Annotated in this window: 26 protein-coding genes; 15 read left to right on the top strand and 11 right to left on the bottom strand. The window is 62.8% G+C overall.

Features of this window, described 5'->3' with window-relative positions; genetic code table 11:
* Positions 1-9: 9 nt before the first annotated feature.
* Positions 10-654 carry a TetR/AcrR family transcriptional regulator gene (locus RTCK_RS06520; RefSeq protein ID WP_142592212.1) on the top strand — a complete coding sequence of 215 codons (645 nt, stop codon included), beginning with the start codon at positions 10-12 and terminating at the stop codon, positions 652-654.
* An 86-nt stretch (positions 655-740) separates the two neighbouring features.
* On the opposite strand, the gene RTCK_RS06515 is transcribed toward RTCK_RS06520, so the two are convergent.
* From RTCK_RS06515 to RTCK_RS06505, 3 genes are read right to left on the bottom strand one after another with little or no spacing between them, the layout of a single operon-like run.
* Positions 741-1,748 carry a Bug family tripartite tricarboxylate transporter substrate binding protein gene (locus RTCK_RS06515; RefSeq protein ID WP_142592211.1) on the bottom strand — a complete coding sequence of 336 codons (1,008 nt, stop codon included), beginning with the start codon at positions 1,746-1,748 and terminating at the stop codon, positions 741-743.
* Positions 1,749-1,773: 25 nt separating this feature from the next.
* Positions 1,774-2,637 carry an amidohydrolase family protein gene (locus RTCK_RS06510; protein ID WP_142592210.1) on the bottom strand — a complete coding sequence of 288 codons (864 nt, stop codon included), beginning with the start codon at positions 2,635-2,637 and terminating at the stop codon, positions 1,774-1,776.
* On the bottom strand, positions 2,638-3,327 hold the full coding sequence (locus tag RTCK_RS06505; protein WP_142521006.1) for a TetR/AcrR family transcriptional regulator: 690 nt from the start codon (positions 3,325-3,327) through the stop codon (positions 2,638-2,640). It abuts the gene before it with no gap.
* Positions 3,328-3,498: 171 nt separating this feature from the next.
* Between RTCK_RS06505 and RTCK_RS21160 the strand changes: the two genes are divergently transcribed.
* Positions 3,499-3,684 carry a hypothetical protein gene (locus tag RTCK_RS21160; RefSeq protein ID WP_408004513.1) on the top strand — a complete coding sequence of 62 codons (186 nt, stop codon included), beginning with the start codon at positions 3,499-3,501 and terminating at the stop codon, positions 3,682-3,684.
* Positions 3,681-4,010, top strand: coding sequence for a DUF6105 family protein (locus RTCK_RS06500; protein ID WP_142521005.1), 330 nt, complete (start codon positions 3,681-3,683; stop codon positions 4,008-4,010). The genes RTCK_RS21160 and RTCK_RS06500 overlap by 4 nt, the downstream gene beginning before the upstream one ends.
* Here the strand turns inward: RTCK_RS06500 and ruvX are convergent.
* On the bottom strand, positions 3,950-4,441 hold the full coding sequence (gene ruvX, locus RTCK_RS06495; RefSeq protein WP_142592209.1) for a Holliday junction resolvase RuvX: 492 nt from the start codon (positions 4,439-4,441) through the stop codon (positions 3,950-3,952). The genes RTCK_RS06500 and ruvX overlap by 61 nt on opposite strands.
* Before the next feature lie 115 nt (positions 4,442-4,556).
* On the opposite strand from ruvX, the gene RTCK_RS06490 reads away from it, so the two are divergent.
* From RTCK_RS06490 to gatA, 3 genes are all read left to right on the top strand, one after another.
* Positions 4,557-5,261 carry a metal-dependent hydrolase gene (locus RTCK_RS06490; protein WP_142592208.1) on the top strand — a complete coding sequence of 235 codons (705 nt, stop codon included), beginning with the start codon at positions 4,557-4,559 and terminating at the stop codon, positions 5,259-5,261.
* Positions 5,262-5,334: 73 nt separating this feature from the next.
* On the top strand, positions 5,335-5,622 hold the full coding sequence (gene gatC / locus RTCK_RS06485; RefSeq protein ID WP_142592207.1) for an Asp-tRNA(Asn)/Glu-tRNA(Gln) amidotransferase subunit GatC: 288 nt from the start codon (positions 5,335-5,337) through the stop codon (positions 5,620-5,622).
* Between the two features lie 54 nt (positions 5,623-5,676).
* Positions 5,677-7,158 (top strand): Asp-tRNA(Asn)/Glu-tRNA(Gln) amidotransferase subunit GatA, encoded by a 1,482-nt coding sequence (gatA, locus tag RTCK_RS06480; RefSeq protein ID WP_142592206.1) that lies wholly within the window; start codon positions 5,677-5,679, stop codon positions 7,156-7,158.
* Between the two features lie 50 nt (positions 7,159-7,208).
* On the opposite strand, the gene RTCK_RS06475 is transcribed toward gatA, so the two are convergent.
* Complete coding sequence (locus tag RTCK_RS06475; protein ID WP_142592205.1) at positions 7,209-7,466, bottom strand: YjhX family toxin; 258 nt, start codon at positions 7,464-7,466, stop codon at positions 7,209-7,211.
* Positions 7,467-7,741: 275 nt separating this feature from the next.
* Here RTCK_RS06475 and RTCK_RS06470 point away from each other — a divergent pair, with 275 nt between their 5' ends.
* From RTCK_RS06470 to RTCK_RS06445, 6 genes are all read left to right on the top strand, one after another.
* A complete protein-coding gene (locus RTCK_RS06470; RefSeq protein WP_142592204.1) occupies positions 7,742-8,251 on the top strand; it encodes a GNAT family N-acetyltransferase in 510 nt (169 codons plus the stop codon).
* An 88-nt stretch (positions 8,252-8,339) separates the two neighbouring features.
* A complete protein-coding gene (gatB, locus tag RTCK_RS06465; RefSeq protein WP_142592203.1) occupies positions 8,340-9,842 on the top strand; it encodes an Asp-tRNA(Asn)/Glu-tRNA(Gln) amidotransferase subunit GatB in 1,503 nt (500 codons plus the stop codon).
* A gap of 5 nt (positions 9,843-9,847) precedes the next feature.
* Positions 9,848-10,354, top strand: a complete 507-nt coding sequence (locus RTCK_RS06460) for a GNAT family N-acetyltransferase (protein WP_142592202.1) — start codon at positions 9,848-9,850, stop codon at positions 10,352-10,354.
* A gap of 6 nt (positions 10,355-10,360) precedes the next feature.
* Positions 10,361-10,822, top strand: a complete 462-nt coding sequence (locus RTCK_RS06455) for a GNAT family N-acetyltransferase (protein ID WP_142592201.1) — start codon at positions 10,361-10,363, stop codon at positions 10,820-10,822.
* 115 nt (positions 10,823-10,937) lie between these two features.
* Positions 10,938-11,336, top strand: a complete 399-nt coding sequence (locus tag RTCK_RS06450) for an NADH:ubiquinone oxidoreductase subunit NDUFA12 (protein ID WP_142592200.1) — start codon at positions 10,938-10,940, stop codon at positions 11,334-11,336.
* Positions 11,337-11,425: 89 nt separating this feature from the next.
* On the top strand, positions 11,426-11,845 hold the full coding sequence (locus tag RTCK_RS06445; RefSeq protein ID WP_142592199.1) for a DUF2155 domain-containing protein: 420 nt from the start codon (positions 11,426-11,428) through the stop codon (positions 11,843-11,845).
* Position 11,846: 1 nt separating this feature from the next.
* Here the strand turns inward: RTCK_RS06445 and aat are convergent, their stop codons facing one another.
* The 6 genes from aat to RTCK_RS06415 all read right to left on the bottom strand — a co-directional run bounded on the left by aat (position 11,847) and on the right by RTCK_RS06415 (position 18,628).
* On the bottom strand, positions 11,847-12,464 hold the full coding sequence (gene aat / locus RTCK_RS06440; RefSeq protein ID WP_142592198.1) for a leucyl/phenylalanyl-tRNA--protein transferase: 618 nt from the start codon (positions 12,462-12,464) through the stop codon (positions 11,847-11,849).
* 7 nt (positions 12,465-12,471) lie between these two features.
* The gene (gene accC / locus RTCK_RS06435) at positions 12,472-13,818 is read right to left on the bottom strand and encodes an acetyl-CoA carboxylase biotin carboxylase subunit (protein WP_142592197.1); all 1,347 of its coding nucleotides are present in this window, start codon (positions 13,816-13,818) and stop codon (positions 12,472-12,474) included.
* A gap of 8 nt (positions 13,819-13,826) precedes the next feature.
* The gene (gene accB / locus RTCK_RS06430; RefSeq protein WP_142592196.1) at positions 13,827-14,297 is read right to left on the bottom strand and encodes an acetyl-CoA carboxylase biotin carboxyl carrier protein; all 471 of its coding nucleotides are present in this window, start codon (positions 14,295-14,297) and stop codon (positions 13,827-13,829) included.
* A gap of 27 nt (positions 14,298-14,324) precedes the next feature.
* On the bottom strand, positions 14,325-14,762 hold the full coding sequence (gene aroQ / locus RTCK_RS06425) for a type II 3-dehydroquinate dehydratase (RefSeq protein WP_142592195.1): 438 nt from the start codon (positions 14,760-14,762) through the stop codon (positions 14,325-14,327).
* Between the two features lie 112 nt (positions 14,763-14,874).
* Entirely contained in the window at positions 14,875-15,633 is a 759-nt protein-coding gene (locus tag RTCK_RS06420; RefSeq protein ID WP_142592194.1) for a DsbA family protein, read from the bottom strand.
* Positions 15,634-15,829: 196 nt separating this feature from the next.
* A complete protein-coding gene (locus RTCK_RS06415; protein ID WP_142592193.1) occupies positions 15,830-18,628 on the bottom strand; it encodes an Rne/Rng family ribonuclease in 2,799 nt (932 codons plus the stop codon).
* 669 nt (positions 18,629-19,297) lie between these two features.
* Between RTCK_RS06415 and RTCK_RS06410 the strand changes: the two genes are divergently transcribed.
* The 3 genes from RTCK_RS06410 to prfB all read left to right on the top strand — a co-directional run bounded on the left by RTCK_RS06410 (position 19,298) and on the right by prfB (position 24,392).
* Complete coding sequence (locus tag RTCK_RS06410; protein ID WP_235988602.1) at positions 19,298-20,470, top strand: N-acetylmuramoyl-L-alanine amidase; 1,173 nt, start codon at positions 19,298-19,300, stop codon at positions 20,468-20,470.
* Positions 20,471-20,706: 236 nt separating this feature from the next.
* Positions 20,707-23,163 carry a penicillin-binding protein 1A gene (locus tag RTCK_RS06405; RefSeq protein ID WP_142592190.1) on the top strand — a complete coding sequence of 819 codons (2,457 nt, stop codon included), beginning with the start codon at positions 20,707-20,709 and terminating at the stop codon, positions 23,161-23,163.
* 97 nt (positions 23,164-23,260) lie between these two features.
* A protein-coding gene (gene prfB / locus RTCK_RS06400; RefSeq protein ID WP_142592189.1) for a peptide chain release factor 2 occupies positions 23,261-24,392 on the top strand; the annotation gives its coding sequence in 2 pieces (ribosomal slippage) (positions 23,261-23,329 and positions 23,331-24,392; 1,131 coding nt in all).
* The last annotated feature ends 54 nt before the right edge of the window (positions 24,393-24,446 follow it).

The raw sequence follows: 24,446 nt of genomic DNA, 5'->3' as shown, positions 1-24,446 counted from the left end.
GTGCCGTCTATGCTTGCAGTACAGGAAGCTTTCACCGATCCCGTGCCGGAGAAGCGCATCAAGAATCGCGCCCAGACCGAGGCCGCGATCTTCAAAGCGGCTCGCAACCTGTTGGCGGAAGAAGGTTTCCAGGGGTTCGGGATCAACGCGATCGCACGCCGCGCCGGCTGCGACAAGCAACTCATCTACCGGTACTACGGCGGTCTCGACGGCTTGCTCGACGCCATCGGCGCGGATCTTGGCGATTGGGTGAAGGAGCGTATCCCGGAAGACACGGGCGGCATGTTCCTGCTGACCTATGGCGACCTGATGGAGCGGCTGGCGCTCCTCTACATGGAGGCGCTGCGGGACGATCCGCTGGTGTGCAAGATCATGGCCTGGGAGGTATCGAAGGACACACCGCAGGTGCGCAGGCTGGCCGAGGCGCGTTCAAAGGCGCTCGGGAAATGGCTCGACCGCATGCGCGGCAGCCTGACGGCGCCGAAGGGTGTCGATGCTCAGACGGTCAACGGTATCCTCTTCGCGGCGATCCAGCACCTGGTTATCTCGTCCGTCGCCACGGGCGAGTTCGCCGGCCTCCCGCTGCGCAGCGAAAAGGACTGGGAAAAGGTGGCTGCCTCGGTGCGCCGATTGGTACGCGGCATCTACGGCTGACATGATAAAAGCACCCGAAAGGCGAGCAGGACGCTCTACCTTCCGGGCGAGGTTGAGGCGGCGCCGCCAAGCCGCCTCTCGGGAGACTATTGCTTCGGGATGCCCGCCTTCTCGATGACGGCGCCCCACTTCTCGATGTCGGCGGCGAGCCGGTCGCCGATTTCCTGCGGCGTACTGGAGCGAGCTTCGACACCAAGCTCCGCGAATCGCTTCTGGATCGCCGGATCTGACAGGACCTCCACGAGTGTGGCATTCAGCTTCTCGACCACTTCGGGAGGCGTGCCCGTCGGGGCGAAGATGGCATTCCAGGACGTAACGTCGAAGCCCTCCACACCCTGTTCCTGTGCCGTTGCAAGGTCCGGGAGCAGTTTCGAACGCTCAGGCCCGGAGGAGGCAAGGGCGACGGCCTGGCCCTGCTCCAGCGCTGCCTTCAGCGCCGTCTGGCTGTCGACGATCACGTCGAGTTCGTCGCCCAGCAGAGCTACGAGAAGATCCGGTGTCGCCTTGTAGGGCACGATCGTGAAGTCGATCCCGGCCGTGGACTTGAACAGTTCGGCAGCGAGGTTCTGGCTGCTGCCCACATTGATCGTGCCGACATTGAGCATTCCGCGCTCCGCCTTGGCGGCTGCGAGAACGTCAGCGAGTGTCGAGAATTTTCCGCCCTTCTTCGCCACGAAGACGAAGTCGAAATAGGCGAGGCTCGAGACGGGCACGAAATCCTTCACAGGATCGAACTGCAGGTTCTCGAAAAGCGGAACGCTGATGGCCGTACCGTTGGAGAGAAGCGCAAGCGTGTAGCCATCGGCCGGCGCGTTCAACGCAGCCCTTGCGGCGACGGAGCCGGCGGCGCCGGGCTGGTTCATGATGATGATCTGCTTGCCGAGCTTCTTGCCGAGCGCGTCTGCGACCACGCGCGAGGTGATGTCGGCGATGCCGCCGGGCCCGAAAGGCAGTACCAGCGTGATATCGCGGCTGGGATAGTCCTCCTGCGCCCAGCTGGGGACGGGCGCCGCAGTGGCCAGCAGCATGGCCGGCACGAGCCCCTTCATAAGCGTGCGCCGAAGCAGTCCCGGCCGCTTGTTTTTTCCTGTCATGTCTTCCTCCTCCAGGTGATGTTGTTCAGGTGGTAAAGCCGTAGAGCCGCGCCGGGTTGTCGACGAGCAGGCGCCGCTGTCCCTCGACGGACGGTGCTATCTTGGTGACCAGGTCGAGAAGATCCGCTTCGTCGACCGGATCCTTGAGATTGGGATGTGGAAAATCCGTGCCCCAGAGGGTCCGCTCCGGGCTCGCTTCCACCAGCGCCCGCGCGAAGGGCAGGGCCGCATCGAAGGGATAGCTGGAGATGCGTTCGGAGCCGCAGACCTTGACCCAGCAGTCCTCGCGGCGGGCGAGGTCCAGTAGCGACCGGAATGCCGGCTGGTCCGTTCCGAGTGCCGTGTCGACCCGACCCATGTGGTCGATCACGAAAGGAACGGGGAGCCTGCGGATCATGTCGGCAAGCGGCACGATGTCGATCGCATCGAGATGCAGAACGACATGCCAGCCGCGCCCCTTGATGCGGTCGATCACGCGGTCGAAGACGGCCATGTCAGGCGCGCCGCCGAGATGCTTGACGAAGTTGAACCGCACGCCGCGCACGCCCCCGTCATCAAGGGCCTGCAGCGCCTTCTCGTCAAAGCTGTCGTCGACGATGGCGACGCCGCGATACCGGTCGGGGCGCCAGGCGATCGCATCCAGCATGGCCCGGTTGTCGGTGCCGTGGCAACTCGCCTGGACGATAACCGCCCGCTCCAGGCCGAGCCGGTCATGAAGAGCCGCCAGGGCTTCCTTCGGCGCATCTTCCGGCGTGTAGCGACGGTCAGGCGCATAGGGGAAGACGGCTCCCGGCCCGAACACGTGGCAGTGGGCGTCGCAGCTCAGGGGAGGGGCGGTAAAGATCGGCTTTCGTTTGTGCACGCCGCTTTCGGACGGGGCAGATGTCATTCACATGCTCGCTTTTCTGATGGAATTTTCCTTCGCCGGCTCCTCGGTCACGGCTGGGGCTGTGCCCGAGAGGCTCTTGAAGCTGGCATACGTCGCCTCGACCAGTTGCTTCACGGCTTCATCGCGGTTGTTGCCGTCCACGGTGCCGTTGGAGAGGCGGGTGATGCGCTCGGGATTGATGAGGGCGTAGTAGAGCCCGCCGAGCAGGAACTGGCTGCGCCAGACGAGGCTTTCGGGGGCTGCTCCCGGCACGCATTCCGCCAGCGCCTTGATGAAGGTCCGGCTGGTCTCGTCGAAGGCGTCGGCAATGATGGCCTTGGCATCCGGATTTCCTTCCGCCGACAGGACCGCGCGCATGCGGGTGAACTCTGCCCCTCCGCCGTCACCGTCGGAGGACGATACGAAGGCCGGAACCACATAGGCCCTGAGAATCGCCATCAGCCGCTCGTCCGGATCGCTGATCCGGCGGGCTTCCCCCAGAAGCTCAAGGCGCCGCGCGTTCATGGGCAGCGTGTGGCGGGCATAGATCTCCCGCAGCAGATTGGCCTTCGAGCCGAAATGGTAGGTGAGGCTGCCGACGTTCACGCCGGAAGCCTTCGCCACGTCCCGAAGCGAGACGGCATTGTAGCCGCTGCGGGAGAACAGGGCGGCCGCGTTCTTGATAAGGGTCTCTTTGGCGCTCGATCGCATATTTGTACAGTTGTCCAAATGAATTGTTCGGTCAACCTGTATCTTTGGTCGAGTGTCGCGCGAGCCTCTTGTCCACAGCCTCAAGCTCGCTGTTAACCATAGAAGGCGGTTTGCGTTGCGCAGGACGGCGATCCGCCTAAGTTCGGTTAACCTTGTGTTAACCATGGACGGATTGAGCCATTGGCCCACGGAACGACCGCTGCCGGTCCTGCATTGCTGATCAGCACGATGGTGTTTTTCGCGGTTCTGGCACTGGATATCGCCATTCCCGCACTGGTTTTGAGCCTCATGGCTCTTCTGCGGTGGCTGGCGACGATCGAGGTTCGATTTGTCCAGTCTGGAAGGAGGACCGCATGAAGTGGTTCCTGATTTTGTGGGGCGGTCCTATCCTGCTGCTGGGAAGCTGGTACGGCCTCTCCTATTATGATCTAAGCTTCGGGTTCTTCATGCTGACCCGCGAGACTCATGATCTGGTCTTCCAGATCTACAGCGGGATCCTGGGGATCCCCGCAGACGACCTCCCGCCGCTCGTGGCCCGCGCGATCGTCGTCGACAGCCTGATTCTCTTCGCCATCGTCGCTTTCAGGCGCCGCAAGGCCATCGCGGCATGGTGGCAACGTCGTCAGGAGGCGCGGTCGTGCGAGCTCGCGGCGAGCGAAGAGAGCCTGTCGAGAGCGCCCTGAAGGATGAAGCTCGCCGCGGCCGAATCGATCCGCTCGGCTCGTTTGGCGCGGGAGACATCCATTTCCAGTAATGCGCGCTCCGCCGCCACCGTCGACAGGCGCTCGTCCCAGAAGACGAAGGGAAGGGCAGTCTTTTCTCCCATTGAACGGACGAAGGCCCGCGTCGCCTGGACACGGGGACCGGCGGACCCGTCCATGTTCATCGGCAACCCGATGATGAAGGCCGCGACCTTCTCCCTCGCGGCGAAGTCGAGCAGGATGTCGGCATCCTTCGTGAACTTCACGCGCTTGATCACCGGGCGGGGCGAGGCGAAGCGCCGGCCGAGGTCCGACATCGCAAGGCCGATCGTCTTCGTCCCCAGATCCAGACCGGCTACGGCCTGGCCCGGCTGAAGCAGGGCGGCGAGCTCTTCGATCGTCAGGACATTCATCGGACGGGCTTTCTCCGGCGTATAAATTGCGGCGGCCGCGCTTCCATTTGGCCGCCCTTGAGATATCTCTTTAGCATTCCCGACAGTTTTCGCATTACCTACGAGGAGACTTTTCATGAAGATCACCTGGCTTGGCCACTCCGCCTTCCGCCTTGAAATGGCCAAGGCGAAGATCCTGATCGATCCGTTCTTCAACGGTAATCCCGGATTTGCCGGATTGGATGCGAAGGACGCAGCCGAAGGCATCAGCCATATCCTTCTCACCCACGGCCATGGTGATCACGTCGGGGATACCATTGCGCTCGCAGAGGAAACCGGCGCCCTCGTTCTTGCGAACGCCGACCTCGCCGGCTGGCTCGGCAAGAAGGGCGTCGCGAAGATCGACATGGGCAATACCGGCGGCACGGTTGCCTTCGACGGCTTCACCGTCACCTTCACCCAGGCCCAGCACTCGTCCGCACAGATCACAGAAGATGGCGTGTCCCATTCCCTCGGCAACGCCAACGGCCTGATGCTGCATTTCGATGACGAACCCTCCGTGCTGCACATGGGAGACACCGACATCTTCACGGACATGGGGCTGATCAACGAACTGCATCAACCGGACATCGGCCTGGTCCCGATCGGCGACCGATTCACCATGGGCGGCGCCGTTGCAGCACTCGCCTGCCAGCGCTTCTTCGACTTCAAGCACGCCATCCCCTGCCACTACGGCTCGTTCCCGATCATCGACCAGACGGCCGAGAAGTTCGTAAAGGGGATGGAGGGCACGCGGACGCGCGTCGAGGTGCCGACGGCGGGTACGACGCTCAGTTTCTGATTATCCGCTTCCCCGTTGCGAACGGCGGACGTGGCCATTATAGCGGTAGGAAATTCTTGCCCGGAGTCATGCCATGTCCGTCGATCTCGCCACCGTGAAGCGCGTCGCGCGCCTTGCCCGCATTGCCGTCAGCGAGGACGAGGCGGAACGCATGGTGGGCGAACTGAATGGCATTCTGGGTTTCGTCGAGCAACTTCGAGAGGTCGATGTGACGGGCGTCGAGCCGATGACCTCGGTCACGCCGATGGTCATGCGCAAGCGTACCGACGAAGTCACCGACGGCAGCAAGGCCGATGACATCGTCGCCAATGCGCCGGCCACCGACCGCAATTTCTTCCTCGTGCCGAAGGTCGTCGAGTAACAGCCGCTGCTGCTTCTCGACCCATTCCAGACACACCGCTGAGCGAATAATCATATGACCGAACTGACCAGCCTCACCATTGCCGAAGCACGCGACAAGCTGAAGTCCAAGGACTTCAAGGCCGTGGAACTGACGCAGGCCTATCTCGATGCGATCTCGGCCGCCAACGGGGCGCTCAACGCTTATATCGCCGTGACTCCGGAAAAGGCGCTGGAGATGGCGAAGGCTTCCGATGAACGTCTCGCCGCCGGCAAGGCGGGCGCGCTCGAAGGCATACCGCTCGGCATCAAGGATCTCTTCGCCACCGAAGGGGTCCACACCCAGGCCTGCTCGCACATCCTCGACGGGTTCCGGCCGAAATACGAATCGACGGTGACCCAGAACCTCTGGGACGACGGCGCCGTCATGCTCGGCAAGCTCAACATGGACGAGTTCGCGATGGGCTCGTCCAACGAGACGTCCTATTACGGCCCGGTCATCAACCCGTGGCGGGCGGAAGGCTCGAACCAGCAACTCGTGCCCGGCGGCTCGTCGGGTGGCTCGGCGGCGGCGGTTGCCGCGCATCTGTGCGCCGGGGCCACCGCGACGGATACGGGCGGTTCCATCCGCCAACCGGCTGCCTTCACGGGAACGGTTGGCATCAAGCCCACTTATGGCCGCTGCTCGCGCTGGGGCACCGTCGCCTTCGCGTCGTCGCTCGACCAGGCTGGACCGATTGCTCGCGACGTGCGCGATGCGGCGATCCTCCTGAAGTCGATGGCAAGCGTCGACGCCAAGGACACCACCTCGGTCGACCTGCCGGTTCCGGATTACGAGGCCTCGCTCGGGCAGTCGGTCAAGGGTATGCGGATCGGCATCCCGAAGGAGTACCGCGTCGAGGGCATGCCGGAGGAGATCGAAAAGCTCTGGCAGCAGGGGATCGCCTGGCTGAAGGATGCGGGCGCGGAGATCGTCGATATCACTCTGCCGCACACCAAATACGCACTTCCGGCTTACTATATCGTGGCCCCGGCGGAAGCTTCATCGAACCTCGCCCGTTATGACGGCGTCCGCTACGGCCTGCGCGTCGACGGCAAGGACATCGTCGACATGTACGAGAAGACGCGCGCGGCGGGCTTCGGCCAGGAAGTCAAGCGCCGCATCATGATCGGCACCTATGTGCTCTCGGCCGGTTACTATGACGCCTATTACCTGCAGGCCCAGAAGGTCCGCACGCTTATCAAGCGCGATTTCGAAGAGGTCTTCGACGCCGGGATCGACGCGATCCTGACGCCCGCCACCCCGTCCTCCGCCTTCGGCGTCGCGGACGAGGATCTGGCGGCCGATCCGGTGAAGATGTACCTCAACGACATCTTCACCGTGACGGTGAACATGGCGGGCCTGCCGGGCATCGCCGTTCCCGCCGGCCTTGACCACAAGGGCCTGCCGCTCGGGCTGCAGCTGATCGGCAAGCCCTTCGAGGAAGAAACGCTGTTCCGAACGGCGCATGTCATCGAACAGGCCGCCGGGCGGTTCACGCCCAAGAAGTGGTGGTGAGTCTGGACTGACAGGGGGGGCCGGCCTCGTATCGAGGCCGGCCCCATCTCTCATTGGTTGTCCTGTTCCGCCCTCACCAGCACGAGACCGTGCTCGGTGATGCGATAGGGCCGTCCGTTCGTGGAGCGGATGGCTTTCTTCCATTTCAGTTTCCTGAAGGTGACGATGTCGAGCCCGCTGAACACCCAGCCTTCGCGGGTGAAGAGCTGAAGCTTGTCGATCTTGCGGTTCTCATCGCGGATGAGTTCGATCCTGCCGCCCTGGGCGAGCAGGTGGAGAATGCGCTGTTCCGCGCGGGATATGTCCATTGCCGGAGATCCTGGAAGGCGTCCGTCCTGCGGACGCACAAAAACGTACCGGCGTCGTCGGGACACCGGCGGCTCGTTCTTGTGGGGCCAGGCGTGCTGCCGAAGCGCGCGCCAGGCCCGTTACCGGGACTCTGACTGGTAGGACATCCAATCTCCAATAAGCACCCGAAGGCTAGAGATTGCGCGCTGCGGCGTCAACCTGGGGATGCCGGCCGGTCCCGCACTTGGCAAAACGCCAGACTCAGTGGTCTACTGTGCTCGAGAAAGGGGCGGGCATGGCGACCATTCGCAACGCGCGTGAGGACGAGACGGGGACGTTGAGGGACATCGGCCTGCGCGCCTGGGAGAAGGCGATGATCAATGTCGGGGAGATGGTCGGCATTCGCGACAACGCTCGCGCCGCCTTCGATACCTTTACCCGGCAGGCATGGCTGACCATAACCGTGATCGAACAGGGTGGCGTGATTGCCGGCTGGGCGGCGCGCGAAGGACTGGACGAACTCATCAGCGACTTCTGGATTGACCCGCCGTTCCAGCATCGGGGCCTCGGCAGTACGCTCCTGTCGGCGATCGAGGCGGACATCATTCGCCAGGGCTTCGACACGGCGCGGATCGAAACCCATGCCCGCAACGAGGAGGCAGTGAGCTTTTTCGAGAAGCACGGCTATCGCATCAACTGGCTGTCCGCCGCCTATTCGCCCAAGCTTGACCGCGAGGTGCAGTCGGTCGGCCTTTCGAAGGTCCTCGTGGAGGAGAGCGCCGAAACCTACGGCCCCTCGGTCTAGGCACGCGCATCGGCACTTCCGCTTGCGCGCCCGCGCCATTTGCTCTACCTCACGGACAACCCCAACAAGACGATTTCAAGAGCATTCCATGACCATTGTCGATGTCCGTACGCCCGATCCGAAGCGTCTCATTCCCGGTGCCACCGGCGATTGGGAGGTGATCATCGGAATGGAAGTGCATGCGCAGGTGCTTTCGAACTCGAAGCTCTTCTCCGGCGCCTCGACGGAGTTCGGCAAGGATCCCAATGCCAACGTCTCGCTGGTCGATGCGGCCATGCCCGGTATGCTGCCGGTCATCAACGAGGAATGTGTGCGGCAGGCCGTCCGTACGGGCCTGGGTCTGAAGGCGAAGATCAACAAGCGTTCCGTCTTCGACCGCAAGAACTATTTCTATCCCGACCTGCCGCAGGGCTACCAGATCTCCCAGTTCAAGGACCCGATCGTCGGCGAGGGCAAGATCGTCATTTCGCTCGGCCCCGACCGCCAGGGCAATTTCGAGGACGTGGAAATCGGCATCGAGCGCCTGCACCTGGAACAGGATGCCGGCAAGTCGATGCACGACCAGCATCCCACCATGTCCTTCGTCGACCTGAACCGCTCCGGCGTGGCGCTGATGGAGATCGTCTCCAAGCCCGACATGCGTTCCTACGACGAAGCCAAGGCCTACATGACCAAGCTGCGCTCGATCGTGCGCTACCTCGGTACCTGCGACGGCAACATGGACGAAGGCTCCATGCGCGCTGACGTCAACGTCTCCGTCCGTCGTCCGGGCGAACCCTTCGGCACCCGTTGCGAGATCAAGAACGTCAACTCGATCCGCTTCATCGGGCAAGCGATCGAATACGAGGCTCGCCGCCAGATCGGTATCCTCGAGGATGGCGGCACCATCGATCAGGAAACCCGGCTCTTCGATCCCAACAAGGGCGAGACCCGCTCCATGCGGTCGAAGGAGGAGGCGCACGACTACCGCTATTTCCCCGACCCGGACCTGCTGCCGCTCGAGTTCGACGACGCTTTCATCGAGGATCTGAAGCAGCACCTGCCCGAACTGCCGGACGACAAGAAGGAGCGCTTCGTGCGTGAGCTTGGCCTCTCCGTCTATGACGCCTCGGTGCTCGTGTCGGAGAAGGCGATCGCGGACTACTTCGAAGCTGTGGCTGCGGGCCGTGACGGGAAGACTGCGGCGAACTGGGTTATCAACGACTTGCTGGGCGCCTTGAACAAAGCCGGCAAAGCCATTGAAGAGACTCCGGTTTCCCCTGTCCAGCTCGGCGGCATCATCGACCTCATCAAGGCCGAGACGATCTCCGGCAAGATCGCCAAGGATCTCTTTGAGATCGTCTGGAACGAGGGCGGTAACCCGGCCGATATCGTCGAGGCGCGGGGCATGAAGCAGGTGACGGACACCGGCGCCATCGAGGCGGCCGTCGACGAGATCATCGCCGCCAATCCGGACCAGGTCGCCAAGGCCCAGGCGAAGCCCGCCCTTGCCGGCTGGTTCGTGGGGCAGGTGATGAAGGCGACCGGCGGCAAGGCCAATCCGCAGGCGGTCCAGGCGCTGGTGAAGGCAAAGCTCGGAATCGAGGAATAGACCGGATGGTCTACTTCGTCCGTACCGCCGCAGAAGGAGACGTGGAGAAGATCCGCGCCCTCCTGGCGGAGACGTTCCATGCGACCTATGATCCGTTTTACGGCCCGGAAAAGGTCGCGCAACTGGTCCAAAGCTGGCATTCGCCGGCGGCGATACGCGCGCGCATTGTGCGGAAGGACGGCGAGTTTCTCGTGGCCGACAGCGGCAGCGACGTCGGCGGAATCGGCTATGCCGCCATGTATCCGAAAATGGCAAAGACCGTGATGCTGCACCAGCTCTATGTCAGGCCGGCCTGCCAGGGCGAAGGCATCGGCCGCGATATCTTTGCGGAGCTGGAAACCTGCTTCCCCTATGCCGAGATCATGCGCGTCGAGGTGGCCCTGCAGAATCTGCGTGCGGTCTCCTTTTACGAGCGCCTGGGCTTCTCCGAAGTCGATCGCATGGAGGAATGGGGCGGTCCCAATTCGGGCCTGCCTGCCGTCGTCCTCGAAAAGCCGCTGCAGAACCTCTGAGGCTACATGGACGATAGCTTGCTTATCCGCAGAGCGCGTGAGGAAGACCTTCCGGCCCTTGTCGCCCTGTTTGCCGCGGACGAGATCGGCGGGCACGGCGATACCACGGATACCGCGGCCTATGACGATTATCGTCGGGCCTTCAATGCGATAGAGGCATCGGCCAACGAGCAGTTGTTCGTAGCCGAGCTTGGCGGCGAGATTGCCGGGACCTTCCAGATCATGTTCAACCGGACGCTGACGGGCCGCGGCGGATTATCCATGATCATCGAGGCGGTCCAAACCCGCGGCGACCTGCGGGGCAGGGGGATCGGCGCCAAGATGATCGAACATGCCATAAGCGAGGCGAAGCGACGCGGCTGCCGCCTGGTTCAACTGACGTCGAACATGGCTCGGAGCGATGCGCACCGCTTCTACGAGCGGCTCGGTTTCGCAAAGAGCCACTACGGCTTCAAGATGAAGCTTTGACGCGGCGTTCGCCCTCCGGAATCGCTGGACATCCCGCTTCGCAGGTTGCATAAGCGGTCGGACAATCCTTCGGCGCACGGACGCGCTGACCCTTGCCAGAGCTGACGAAGAACACATGAAAAATCTCCTGTTGCAGATATTCACCTGGTGGAATGGACAGACGATCGGCACCCGGTTCTTCACCTGGCGCTCCGGCAAGAAGGTGGGTGAGGACGAATTCGGCAACGTCTATTACGAGGGGCCCGAGACCTCGTTCGGCGTTCCTCGCCGCTGGGTCATCTTCAACGGCCCCGCCGAGGCGTCGGCGATCCCGCCCGGCTGGCATGGATGGATGCACCATCGGACGGACGTCCCGCCCTCGCAGGAGGACTACACGCCGCGCGAGTGGCAGAAGCCGCACAAGCCGAACCTGACCGGTACACCGGGTGCCTATCGTCCGAAAGGCTCGCTTGCGGGAGCCGGCGAGCGGCCGCGTGTGACGGGCGACTACGACGCTTGGACGCCGGGGAACTGACACCTGTTTTGGCCACATTCGGCTTCTAGGCAGGAAGGCGCCGGGTGCGCATTCGGCATTTCCGGATCTGACGCGGAATGGGACTGTTGATGAGGACACTCGCTCGCACGCTGACCATCGGAATTGCCTCGGCAGCCATTTCGGTACTGTCGGCCAATGCCGTCTCTGCTGCCCGCATCTCCAACCCCGTCGCCGTGTTCGCCGGCATTGACAAGATCACCGGCCGGATCACGACCTTCGACGTCTATATCGACGAAACCGTTCAATACGGCGCGCTGCAGGTAACGCCGAAGGTCTGCTATTCCCGAGACGAGACGGAGGCGCAACGGGTAGATGGATTCATCGAGGTGGACGAGATCACCCTCGACCGAAAGATCCGACGTATCTTCACCGGTTGGATGTTTGCTGACAGCCCTGGCCTGAACGCGGTGGAGCACCCGATCTACGATATCTGGCTGACCGGCTGCAAACAGGAATCGGACGTCCCGGCGCCGGAAGCCACCAACTGATCTAGAAGGCAAGATGCGGTGATTCCACCGCGTCCTTCAGCCTCACCAGATAATCTTCCTTGGAAATGTCGATCGCGCCGAATGTTCTCAGGTGTTCGGTCGTGAACTGCGTATCGAGCAGCGTGAAGCCGCTGCGTCTGAGGCGTTCCACGAGGTGAACGAGGCAGATTTTCGAGGCGTTCGTGCGGCGCGAGAACATGCTTTCCCCGAAGAACGCCGAGCCCAGCGAGACCCCGTAAAGGCCGCCGACGAGGTCGTCTCCGTCGAATGCCTCGACGCTATGGGCATGGCCCATAGCATGAAGGTCCGCATACAGCTTCCGGATTGTGGCATTGATCCAGGTGCTCGGGCGATCCTGCGCCGGCTCGGCGCATTTCTCGATCACCTGTTCGAACGCGGTATCGATCCGGATATCGAACGGCTCTCTCCGCAGCGTCTTCCGCAGGCTTTTGGAGATGTGGAAGTCGTCCAGGGGCAGGATGCCCCGGACCTCCGGCTCCACCCAGAATATCTCGGGGTCGTCCGCAGATTCGGCCATCGGAAAGAGCCCGATCGAATAGGCGCGCAACAGAATGTCCGGAGTGATCGCCGGATAATATCTGCCGCGCCGCCCGATCATGCCTCTCCTAGTGTGTCTTGTGGCCCGCCAGATAGTTCTCGAGCCAATGGATGTCGTAGTCGCCGTTGGCGATGTCCTGGTTCGCGACCAGGTCCTGGAACAGCGGCAGGGTGGTCTTCACGCCGTCGACGACGAACTCGTCCAGCACGCGGCGCAGGCGCATCATGCATTCGACGCGGGTCCGGCCGTGGACGATCAGCTTGCCGATCAGGCTGTCGTAATAGGGCGGGATCTTGTACCCCGCATAGACGCCGGAATCGACGCGTACGCCAAGGCCGCCCGGGGCATGGAAATGCGTGATCGTGCCGGGTGAGGGCACGAAGGTCCGGGCATCTTCCGCATTGATGCGGCACTCGATGGCGTGGCCGGAGAAGGCGATTTCCTCCTGCGTCACCGAAAGGCCGGCGCCCGAGGCGACACGGATCTGCTCGTGGACCAGATCGATGCCGGTGATCGCTTCTGTGATCGGATGCTCGACCTGCAGGCGGGTGTTCATCTCGATGAAGTAGAATTCGCCGTTCTCGTAGAGGAACTCGATCGTCCCGGCGCCGCGATACTTCATCTTCTTCATGGCATCTGCGCAGATCTTGCCGATCTTCATACGCTGTTCGACGTTGAGCGCAGGCGAATTCGCTTCTTCCCAGACCTTCTGGTGGCGCCGCTGCAGCGAGCAGTCGCGCTCACCGAGATGGATGGCATTGCCTTCGCCGTCGCCAACGACCTGGATCTCGATATGACGCGGCTTGCCGAGGTATTTTTCCATGTAGACAGCGTCATTGCCGAAGGCGGCGAGCGCCTCGGAACGCGCAGTCGAAACTGCCTCTTCCAACTCGGCCTCGGTCTTCGCCACCTTCATGCCGCGGCCGCCACCGCCGGCGGTGGCCTTGATGAGCACCGGAAAGCCGATCTCGCGGGCGATTTCCAGCGCATCCTCCGGCTTCACTTCGCCGTCCGAGCCCGGAACGACGGGAATGCCGAGCTCAACCGCGGTCTTCTTCGCGGTGATCTTGTCGCCCATCAGGCGGATATGCTCAGCCGTCGGCCCAATGAAGGTGATGCCGTGCGCTTCCAGGATGTCCGCGAACTTGGCATTTTCCGAAAGGAAACCGTAGCCGGGATGCACGGCATCGGCACCGGTGATCTCGCAAGCGGCAACGATCTGGTGAATGTTCAGGTAGCTCTCGCGGGACGGGGGAGGGCCGATGCACACGCTTTCATCGGCCAGTCGCACGTGCATGGCATCGGCGTCCGCAGTCGAATGAACTGCGACGGTCGCGATGCCGAGTTCCTTGCAAGCGCGCAGAACGCGAAGCGCGATCTCGCCGCGATTGGCAATGAGGATCTTGGAGATCATGTCTCGTCCTACTCGATGACGACGAGCGGCTCGCCGTATTCGACGGGCTGCGCATCGTTGACCAGGATTTCCGTGATCTTCCCGGAGCGCGGCGCCGGTATCTGGTTCATGGTCTTCATCGCTTCGATGATGAGGAGGGTCTGGCCTTCCTTCACCGTCGCGCCGACCTCGATGAAGGCGCGCGAGCCCGGTGCCGGTGCCAGATACACGGTGCCGACCATGGGTGCGGTCACGGCGTTGCTGTTGTCACGGGCTGCAGGAGCCGCTGCCACAGCCGCGGCCGGCGCAGGAGAGGCTGCTGCGGGGGCGGGGGCCGGTGCAGCGACTGGCGCCTGCACATAGTGCGTCGTGGAGGCACGCGAAACGCGGATACGCAGGTCATCCTGCTCGACTTCGATCTCCGTGAGATCGGTGTCGTTGAGGATGTTCGCGAGGTCGCGGATCAGCCCCTTATCGATGCCGTGATTCTTGTCAGACATGGCAAACCCTGTTCTTCTGTTATCTTGTCAGTCGGTTATGCTTTTCAAGGCGTGCAGCGCCAGGATATAGCTTGTGGGTCCGAAGCCGCAGATGACGCCCTTGCAGGCGCGTGCGATCATCGAATGGTGCCGGAATTCCTCGCGAGCATGCACGTTCGAGATATGCACTTCGATCACCGGCACGGAGATGGCGCGGATCGCGTCGTGCAGGGCGATCGAGGTGTGGGTATAGGCGCCGGCGTTGATCGCCACCCCGACGGCCCGTTCACCGGCTTCGTGCAGCCAGCCGACGAGCTCGCCTTCATGATTGCTTTGGCGAAACTCCACCTGCAGCCCAAGCTCGCGGCCGGCGGTGAGGCAATCTTCCTCGACGTCCTTAAGCGTCTTTCCACCATAGATCCCGGGCTCGCGCTTGCCGAGCATGTTCAGGTTCGGGCCGTTGAGGACAAAGACGGTCTTGGTCATTATCTCGTGTGTTCCATCAGAAGTCAGGGCACCTATAGCCGTCCGGAGCAGGGAGGAAAAGCCCCTGGCCGCTCAAGCGGAGGGCTTTCCCCACCCCCGGCGGCGCCCGGGCTCAACAGGTGCTCTTGCCGCAGGCGCGGATATTGGCGACCTTTTCGCGAATTGCATCCGCTCCCACCGCGCCGAACAGGGGTTCGTCGCCGACCACATAGGTCGGAGTGCCGCTGACGCCGAGATTTGTTGCCAGCTGGTAGGCTTCCCGGACGAGTTCGTCGTTCGGATTCTCTTCCATCGATCGGCGGATATCCGCTTCCTCGAGGCCGAGCGACTTTGCGGCTGCGATTGCACTTTCTTCTGTCGCCATGCCGGTACTGGCGAGAAGCGACCGGTGGAACTCCGGATATTTTTCTGGAGCAAGCAGGCGTACGGCATTGGAAACCCGATGGGCAGCCAGCGAGTCCGGGCCCAGAATGGGCAGTTCCTTGAGCACGAAACGGACGTTCTTGTCTTCCGACAGGATCTCTTCCATGTCGGCAAGCGCCCGTTTGCAGTATCCGCAGTTGTAGTCGAAGAACTCGACGATGGTGACGTCGCCGTCGGGATTGCCGAGCACCATGTCGTTCTTGGACGCGAAGATGGCCTCGTGGTTGTCAGCGACCGCCTCGCCCGCCTGGGCAACCCGCTGGGCCTGCTGCTTGGCCTCAAGCGCCGCCTGGACCTCCAGCATGATTTCCGGATTTTCGATGAGGTAGTTGCGAATGAACGCTCCCATCTCTTTCTTCTGCGCATCATCGAGCGCGGCTGCCGGCGTAAACAGGGTTGCCGCGGTGAACAGGGCGCCAAGTGCGACGGCTTTCGAGCGGGAATGCATGGGGAATCCTCGTGAATGGGCGGTGGCGACGTGCCTAGTGTAGCTTTGAGGCGAAGCTAAGCCGGGTCAGCGGCAATGGAAACGGAAAATCGCCTGGCGGAACCCTTGCGAGGGTTCAATTCTCCGTTGCCGGCTTCTCAGGCAAGCAAAAAGGAATGGCCGCAGAAGTGTGCGGCCATCCGTTTATCCGGCAGGCTCAGAAGAACCCGCGGCGCTGCCACCAGCCGGCTTTCTTCGGTTTTTCGGCCTCGGCATTGGTGTCCTCGCCCGCAGGTTCGGAGCTTTTGACCACCGGATCGGAGGAGGCAATGTTCGACGCCCTGTTGGCGCGAACCGGCTTGCGTTCCTCGTCTGCGGAGATGTTCTCGCCGGCATCCTCGCCAAGTGCGGCCTCGACCTGCGGTGCGACGGCGGCCTGTATGGCAGGCTCCGCCACCGCTGCTGCCTCTTCCACAGCCGCCTCGACCGAAGCGCTCTCGGCGGGCGCCGCCTTCTTCCGGCTCCGCCGCGGCTTGACTGCAGCCACAGGCGCCTCCTCCGCGGGAGCTTCAACTGCCGGAGCGTCGGCTACCGGCTCGGCTGGTGCCTCTGCCGCGACGGAGAGTTCGCCACCCTCGTCTTCCGCCTCTTCGGAAGGCACGTCGTCGCCGTCGTCCGAAGCGGATGCATCCTGCCCGTCCTCGGCCCGGTTGCGGCGCCCACCGCGCTTGCCACGGCGGCGACGCTTCCGCCGTCCGTTCTCGTCGCCCTCGGAAGACGCCTCGACCCCGTCCGGCGCTCCGCCTTCGGTCTCGTCCTGATCGTTCTCGTCCTCGTCGGAGGCTGCGCCGGCATCATCTGCATTTGCGGCGCTTGCTCCGTCCGGACGGTCGCCGTTCCTGTTGCGGCGGCGGCGCCGACGCTTCCGCTTGCGGCCGTTCTGTTCTTCTCCCTGGGAATCGCCGGAGTGGGCAGCGGCCTTGGCCTCTTCTGCGTCGTCCTCGTCGGCATCCTCTTCGATGATGACATCGTCATCGTCGTCCTCGACCGGAAACGCCGCGAACTGCATCAGGCTTTCGATCTTGACAGGATTTTCCACCGGCTCGCCGCGATCGATCGCGAAGTGGCTGGAGCCGATACCGTCGTCCGACTCGATATAGATCGAGACACCGAAGCGCTTCTCGTAGTCCACCACGGTATGGCGCTTCTGGTTCAGGATGTAGAGCGCGATTTCCGGCGTCGTGCGGACCGTGATGTCGTGCGTGGTGTTCTTCAGCAGATATTCCTCGATGCCGCGCAGGACGTGCAGCGCCACCGACGATTGCGAGCGGACATGGCCGGTACCGCCGCAATGGGTGCAGATCTGGGTAGTCGATTCCAGAACGCTCGCGCGGATACGCTGGCGCGACATCTCGAGCAGGCCGAAATGCGAGATGCGGCCGACCTGGATGCGGGCGCGGTCGTTCTTCAGGCAGTCCTTCAGCTTCTTCTCGACGGCGCGGTTGTTGCGCTTCTCCTCCATGTCGATGAAGTCGATGACGATCAGGCCGGCAAGGTCGCGCAGGCGCAACTGCCGGGCCACTTCCTCGGCGGCTTCGAGATTGGTCTGCAGCGCCGTCTCCTCGATGGAGTGCTCGCGCGTCGAGCGGCCCGAGTTGACGTCGATCGCGACGAGCGCTTCCGTCTGGTTCATGATCAGGTAGCCGCCGGACTTCAGCGTCACCTGCGGCTGGAGCATGCGGTCGAGCTGCGCCTCGATGCCCGAGCGCGAGAAGATCGGATGCAGGTCGCGGTAGGGCTGGACCACCTTGGCATGGCTCGGCATCAGCATCTTCATGAAGTCCTTGGCTTCACGATAGCCTTCCTCGCCGGCGACGATGATCTCCGAGATATCCTTGTTGTACAGGTCGCGGATCGAGCGCTTGATGAGCGATCCTTCCTCGTAGACGAGGCAGGGCGCCGTGGATGCAAGGGTCAGGGTGCGGACATTCTCCCAGAGCCGCATCAGGTACTCGAAGTCGCGCTTGATCTCCACCCGGGTACGGTTCGCGCCAGCCGTGCGGACGATCACGCCCATGCCCTGCGGCACTTCCAGCTCGCGCGCGATCTCCTTCAGGCGCTTGCGGTCCTGCGGGTTGGTGATCTTGCGGGAAATGCCGCCGCCGCGCGCGGTGTTCGGCATTAGGACGGAATAACGGCCCGCCAGCGACAGATAGGTAGTGAGGGCCGCGCCCTTGTTGCCGCGCTCTTCCTTGGCCACCTGCACCAGCAGGATCTGCCGGCGCTTGATCACTTCCTGGATCCGGTACTGCTTGCGAGGCTTGCGGACGATACGGTCCGGCACTTCCTCCATCGCATCCTCGGCGCCGACCGATTCGATCTCTTCCTTCTCGCCGTCGTCGTCGTCGTCGTCGTTGGAGCGCCGACGTCCGCGGATGTCTTCCGAGATCGAATCGGTCTCAACCATCGCGGCCATCTCGCCGGAAGGGCCTTCTTCGTCTGCGCCTTCGGACGACTCGCTGGCTTCGGGCTCAGCGGCCTTCTTGCGCGCGCGGCTGCGGCGCGGCTTCGTCTTAGGCTTCTCCGCTGCCTCGACTTCAAGAGGGCTGGCCTCAGCAGCTTCGGACCCGGCTTCGCTGTCAGAGGAGACGGAAACATCGACATGCGGCTGTTCCGCCTCGGCGAGATCCACGGGATCGGCCGATTCGGCATCGGCAATCTTCTTTTGCTCTTCCGCTTCCGCCTGCATCAGGGCCTGGCGGTCGGCGAGCGGGATCTGGTAGTAATCCGGATGGATCTCCGCGAAGGCGAGAAACCCGTGGCGGTTGCCACCATAATCCACGAAGGCGGCTTGAAGCGAGGGCTCAACCCTCGTCACCTTGGCGAGATAGATATTGCCGCGAATTTGCTTCTTGTGCTGGGATTCGAAATCGAATTCTTCAATACGGTTGCCGCGAACGACGACTACCCGCGTCTCCTCTTCGTGAGACGCGTCGATAAGCATTTTGTCTGCCATGTAAGTTCTGCTCCTCGGCGAAACCATGCAGGTGCAAAAAGGCCTGCCGCAAGGACAGGCCTTTCATGCAGAACGGAGATTGCGCCGGAAAAATTGGTTCCCGAGGAATGGCGCCGCGACGACGACCGGACGGCTGAGGGAGCTACCAACTCCTTCAGGGTATCCAGGGTCTGAAACACTTGCCGCGACATGAAAGTCCAAACGAGAACGACGATATCTTAGGGCTCGAGGCCCGGTGAATGCTCCGTGTGAGCGTGGGCGGCGTGCCGCCCGGTATGATTCCGGCCATGGCCGGATGAGATTGCGTATCAGGAACAAAGTGTAAGGACGGCGGATGAACTTCCCGGTGTCGGCGCCAGGTCTCGTTAGCTGGCAGGCCTCCCGGAAGACTGTCCCGTCAACACTTTAGCCCTCCTGCGCCTTGTATGGTTTCTGTGACATAATAGCAAGGGAAAAGCCGGCGGCGCCATATTGTGGATCAAATTCAAGCGCTACTGGAAAGGCTTGATTCGCCTTGCTTCATGCGGCATCTGCGAGGCGGCCACGAGCCTTCATCTTGAGGCTGCAAACAGGGCGGGCGTCAGCAGGGGCAGAACAGGAATGGGCTTTTTACCGGCGAGCGCCGCCAGGATGGGGCGGCTGTCCGTGCGAATCATCGGATTTGTCCTCATGGCATGGTCGGTGGCGGCATCTGCCTTGCCGGGGAGCGCGCATGCTAAGCCCGAGAAGCCGCTGCTCGCCTATGCCGCCCGTATCGCCGGCGACGAGGCGAGAACCCGCATCGTCATCGACTTCGAGGAGAGGCCCGAGTTTTCGGTTCACTATGTCGGCTCTCCGGAGCGCGTCATCGTCGATCTTCCCGCCACGGCATTCGGCTTTCCCCAGGAGGACCTTGGCGCCCGCGGCCTCTTCAGCGACATCCGCTTCGGCGCGATGGACGAAACCAGCGCCCGGATCGTTCTGACGGCGGAGCGGCCGGTGCAACTGAGCCTGGCCGAGGTCCAGGAAGGAGAGAACGGTGAGTTCCGCCTTGTCCTGGATGCGGAGATGGCGACGCCTGAAGTATTCGCCAGGCTCGTCAGCCAGCAGACCTGGGACGAGGAGGCTCGCCCCGATACGTCTCGCTCGGTTTCGCCCGCCGACGACGGTACCTTCATCGTTGCCATCGATGCCGGGCACGGCGGAATCGATACGGGCGCCATCGGCGCGGCCACGAAGACGCCGGAGAAGGAGATCACATTAGCCTTCGCCCGGGCGCTGGCCGAGCGGCTCGGGAAGCAACCGGGGGTAGAGGTTTTCCTGACGCGCGAAAACGATCGCTTCCTTTCCTTGTCTGAGCGGGTGACGCTTGCACGCCAGGCGAAGGCGGACCTCTTTCTTTCCCTTCATGCCGACACCCTCAGCCAGAAGGACATCCGCGGTGCGACCGTCTACACCCTGTCCGACAGGGCATCGGACCGGATGGCGGAAAATCTCGCCGCCCGTGAGAATCTTTCCGACCAGCTTGCGGGCGTGAGGCTGAAGGACGAACCGCCGGAAGTGGCCGACATCCTGCTCGACCTGACGCGCCGGGAGACCCAGACATTCTCCATCGCCCTGGCCGAGAATGTCTTGAAGTCCTTCGAGGGGCAGATCGGCCTCATCAACAATGCCCACCGCTATGCCGGCTTTCAGGTCCTGCGGGCGCCGGACATTCCGTCTGTGCTTCTGGAACTGGGGTTCCTCTCCAATCCGGAGGACGAGAAGCTGCTTGCGGACGAAGATTGGCGGATCAAGGTCAGCGGCCTCCTGACGGATGCCGTTCTGCGCTACAGGGAGCGGACCGTCGCCAATGGAGGGTAGGGCGGAGTGGTCGGTTGCCGGTTTGCAACATCCTTTTCCTCGTAGTGCTCTTGGGCGGAGCGCCCGGTGCAAAGGCCCTATTTTCCTCACATTCCGTCCGTTAGTCGCAACCATGTGATGGTGTGACTCGATCCTGCGGGCCTCGCTGACTTGCGCTGGCCGGATCGGCGTGCAAAAGCCCCACAATCATGCGATGGTGTCCCGGCACCGAATGAAAGCCGAACGGTAGCTTCAATATGATCAGACTTATCGGGTATTTCTTTGGATTGGCGTGCGTCCTTTTCCTGGGCGTCGCCGTCGTCGCCGCGATTTATCTTGCCGGCGTTTCCAGGGACCTCCCCGATTACGAAGTGCTGAGTGCCTACGAACCGCCGGTTGCCACGCGCGTGCATGCCGGCAACGGCGCCCTGATGGCGGAATATGCCCGCGAGCGGCGCCTCTTCCTTCCGATCCAGGCAGTGCCCGATCGGGTCAAGGCGGCGTTCCTTTCGGCCGAAGACAAGAATTTTTACAATCACCCCGGCATCGATATCGCCGGTCTTGCCCGCGCGGTCGTCAACAACTTCCAGAACCTGGCCTCTGGCCGCCGGCCGGAAGGCGCCTCGACGATCACCCAGCAGGTCGCCAAGAACTTCCTGCTCAGCAACGACCAGACGATCGATCGAAAGGTGAAGGAAGCGATCCTCTCCTTCCGCATCGAGCAGACCTATTCCAAGGACAAGATCCTCGAGCTCTACCTGAACGAGATCTTCTTCGGCCTGAACTCCTACGGTATCGCGGGGGCGGCACTCACCTATTTCGACAAGTCCGTCACGGAACTGACGATCGCCGAATCTGCCTATCTCGCCGCCCTGCCGAAAGGCCCCAACAACTACCATCCCTTCCGCAAGGAAGCCGCTGCCATCGAACGCCGCAACTGGGTGATCGATCGCATGGCCGAGAACGGCTACATCGGTCAGGCCGATGCGGAGGAAGCCAAGAAGCAGCCGTTGGGCGTGAAGCCCCGCCGTGGCGGCACGCATCTCTTCGCTTCCGATTTCTTCGCCGAAGAGGTCCGCCGTCAGATCATCGAGAAATATGGTGACGACACGCTCTATGGCGGCGGTCTGTCCGTCCGGACCTCGCTGGATCCGGACCTGCAGGTGGTGGCACGGAAGGCGCTGCACAAGGGGCTGATCCAGTACGACGAGCGCCGCGGTTTCCATGGCCCTGTGAAGCAGATCAGCATGTCTGGCGACTGGGCGGCGGAACTCGCGAAGGTCCCTGCGCTTCGCGACGTCCCCGAATGGAAGCTCGCTGTCGTCACCGCGGTTTCTGCCAAGGAGGTCAATATCACGCTTCAGCCGGCGACCGACGCTGGCGGAAAAGTGGACGAAAGGCGTGAGACGGGTGTCATCCGCGCCGAGAACATGAAGTGGGCCTACCGGGACGCGAAGGGTGAGCGCAAGACCGCCAAGTCGCCGGAAGGTGTGCTCGCGGCCGGCGACGTCGTATTCGTCGAACCCATCTCTGATGAAGAGGGTAGCTACCGTCTCCGCCAGCCCCCGAAGGTTCAGGGCGGCTTTGTCGCGATGGATCCGAATACTGGCCGAGTTCTGGCTATGGTAGGCGGCTTCTCCTACGCCCAGTCGGAGTTCAACCGCGCCACGCAGGCGATGCGCCAACCGGGCTCGGCGTTCAAACCGTTCGTCTACGCCGCCGCGCTGGACAATGGCTATACACCCGCTTCCGTTATCCTCGATGCCCCCATCGAAATGGTCTCAGGCGGCCAGGTCTGGAGGCCGGAGAACTACGGCGGCGGTTCGGCCGGTCCGCAGACGCTCCGCCTCGGCATCGAGAAGTCCCGAAACCAGATGACCGTCCGGCTGGCCCAGGATATGGGCATGGAACTTGTCGCGGAATACGCCGAGCGCTTCGGCATCTACGACAAGATGCTTCCGGTGCTAGCTATGTCGCTCGGATCGGGCGAGACGACGGTGCTCCGGATGGTGTCGGCCTACGCCGTTCTTGCCAATGGCGGGAAGCAGATCAAGCCGACAGTGATCGACCGTATCCAGGACCGTTACGGCAAGACGATTTTCCGTCACGAGGAACGGACCTGCGACGGCTGCAATGCCCCGCGCTGGGCGGAGCAGGAGGAGCCGATCCTGGTGGACAACCGGGAGCAGGTTCTCGATCCGATGACGGCCTACCAGATCACCTCGATGATGGAAGGCGTCGTCAGGCGCGGTACCGCCGCCGGCAAGATCAAGATCGACGACCGTCCGGTCGCCGGCAAGACCGGTACGACCAATGACGAGAAGGACGCCTGGTTCGTGGGGTATACGCCCAACCTCGTTGCCGGCGTCTACATCGGCTTCGATACGCCGGCGCCGCTTGGTCGCGGTGCGACCGGTGGCTCGCTGGCCGTTCCCGTCTTTGCCGACTTCATGGAAGTCGCCGTGAAGCGTACGCCGCCGGAGAAGTTCCACGTTCCGGAGGGCATGCAGTTCATTCCGGTGAACCGCACGACGGGCATGATGGCGTTCGAAGGCGAGCCGGACACGATCGTGGAAGCCTTCAAGCCGGGGACAGGTCCGGCGGATGTGTTCGCGGTGATCGGCGATACCGAATACCTGCCGCCGGAGCAAATCCTCGAGACCTCGCCGCAGGCACAGCAGGCCGTGACCTCGGGCGCGGCAGGGCTGTTCTGAGACGTCCTCCAGGGCGGGCATACGGTCTTTACATCGGTCGCCGGCGCCACTATGTCGGGGCCATCTTCCTAATCAGAAAGAAAGCAAGAACGTAGCCATGCGGGCTGAAATCATCTCTGTAGTCGACGAAATCAAGCAGGCCGTAAGCCTGCTGAGGAGGCATCTTTGACTGGGACCAGGCGGTAAGACGGCTGGACTGGTTGAACAACAAGGCGGAGGACCCCAACCTCTGGAATGACGCGTCCGAAGCTCAGAAACTGATGCGCGAACGTCAGCAGCTCGACGACAGCATCAGCGGTGTTCGGGCGCTGGAGCAGCAGCTTTCCGACAATATCGAACTCGTCGAGATGGGCGAGGAGGAAGGCGACGACGCGATCGTCACCGAGGCAGAGGATGCCCTGAAGGCGCTCCGGACCGAAGCCAACCGCCGCCAGGTGGAGGCCATGCTCTCCGGCGAGGCGGATGCCAACGACACCTATGTGGAAGTGCATTCCGGCGCCGGCGGAACCGAGAGCCAGGACTGGGCGAACATGCTCTTGCGCATGTATATCCGCTGGGCGGAACGTCAGGGCTACAAGGTGGAGGTTCTGGAGGTCCACGAGGGCGAGGAGGCGGGCATCAAGTCGGCCACGATCCTGGTCAAGGGCCACAATGCCTACGGGTGGATGAAGACCGAATCCGGCGTGCACCGGCTGGTGCGCATCTCGCCCTATGATAGCAATGCGCGCCGCCATACGTCGTTCTCCTCGATCTGGGTCTATCCGGTCATCGATGAGTCCATCAACATCGAGATCAACGAAAGCGACTGCCGCATCGACACCTATCGCTCGTCGGGCGCCGGCGGCCAGCACGTGAACACCACGGACTCCGCGGTCCGCATCACGCACATCCCGACCGGGATCGTCGTCGCCTGCCAGCAGGAGCGGTCTCAGCACAAGAACCGGGCCAAGGCCTGGGACATGCTGCGCGCGCGCCTCTACGAAGCCGAGCTGAAGAAGCGGGAGGAGGCGGCTAATGCCGAGGCGGCATCCAAGACCGATATCGGCTGGGGTCACCAGATCCGCTCCTACGTCCTGCAACCCTACCAGTTGGTGAAGGATCTCCGCACCGGCGTCGAAAGCACCGCTCCCGACGACGTCCTGAACGGCGATCTGAACGAGTTCATGGAGGCGGCCCTGGCGCACCGCATCAGCGGCAAGCCCGACGCGGCCATCGCCGACGTGGATTGACCGATGCTGCCACAGCGAATGGGAAAAGGCGCTCCGGGCGCCCTTTCCGTTTTA

The sequence above is a fragment of the Pseudorhizobium endolithicum genome, assembly GCF_902153245.2.
In the GTDB taxonomy this organism is placed as follows: domain Bacteria; phylum Pseudomonadota; class Alphaproteobacteria; order Rhizobiales; family Rhizobiaceae; genus Neorhizobium; species Neorhizobium endolithicum.
This window is presented reverse-complemented; position numbering and strand designations above follow the sequence as displayed.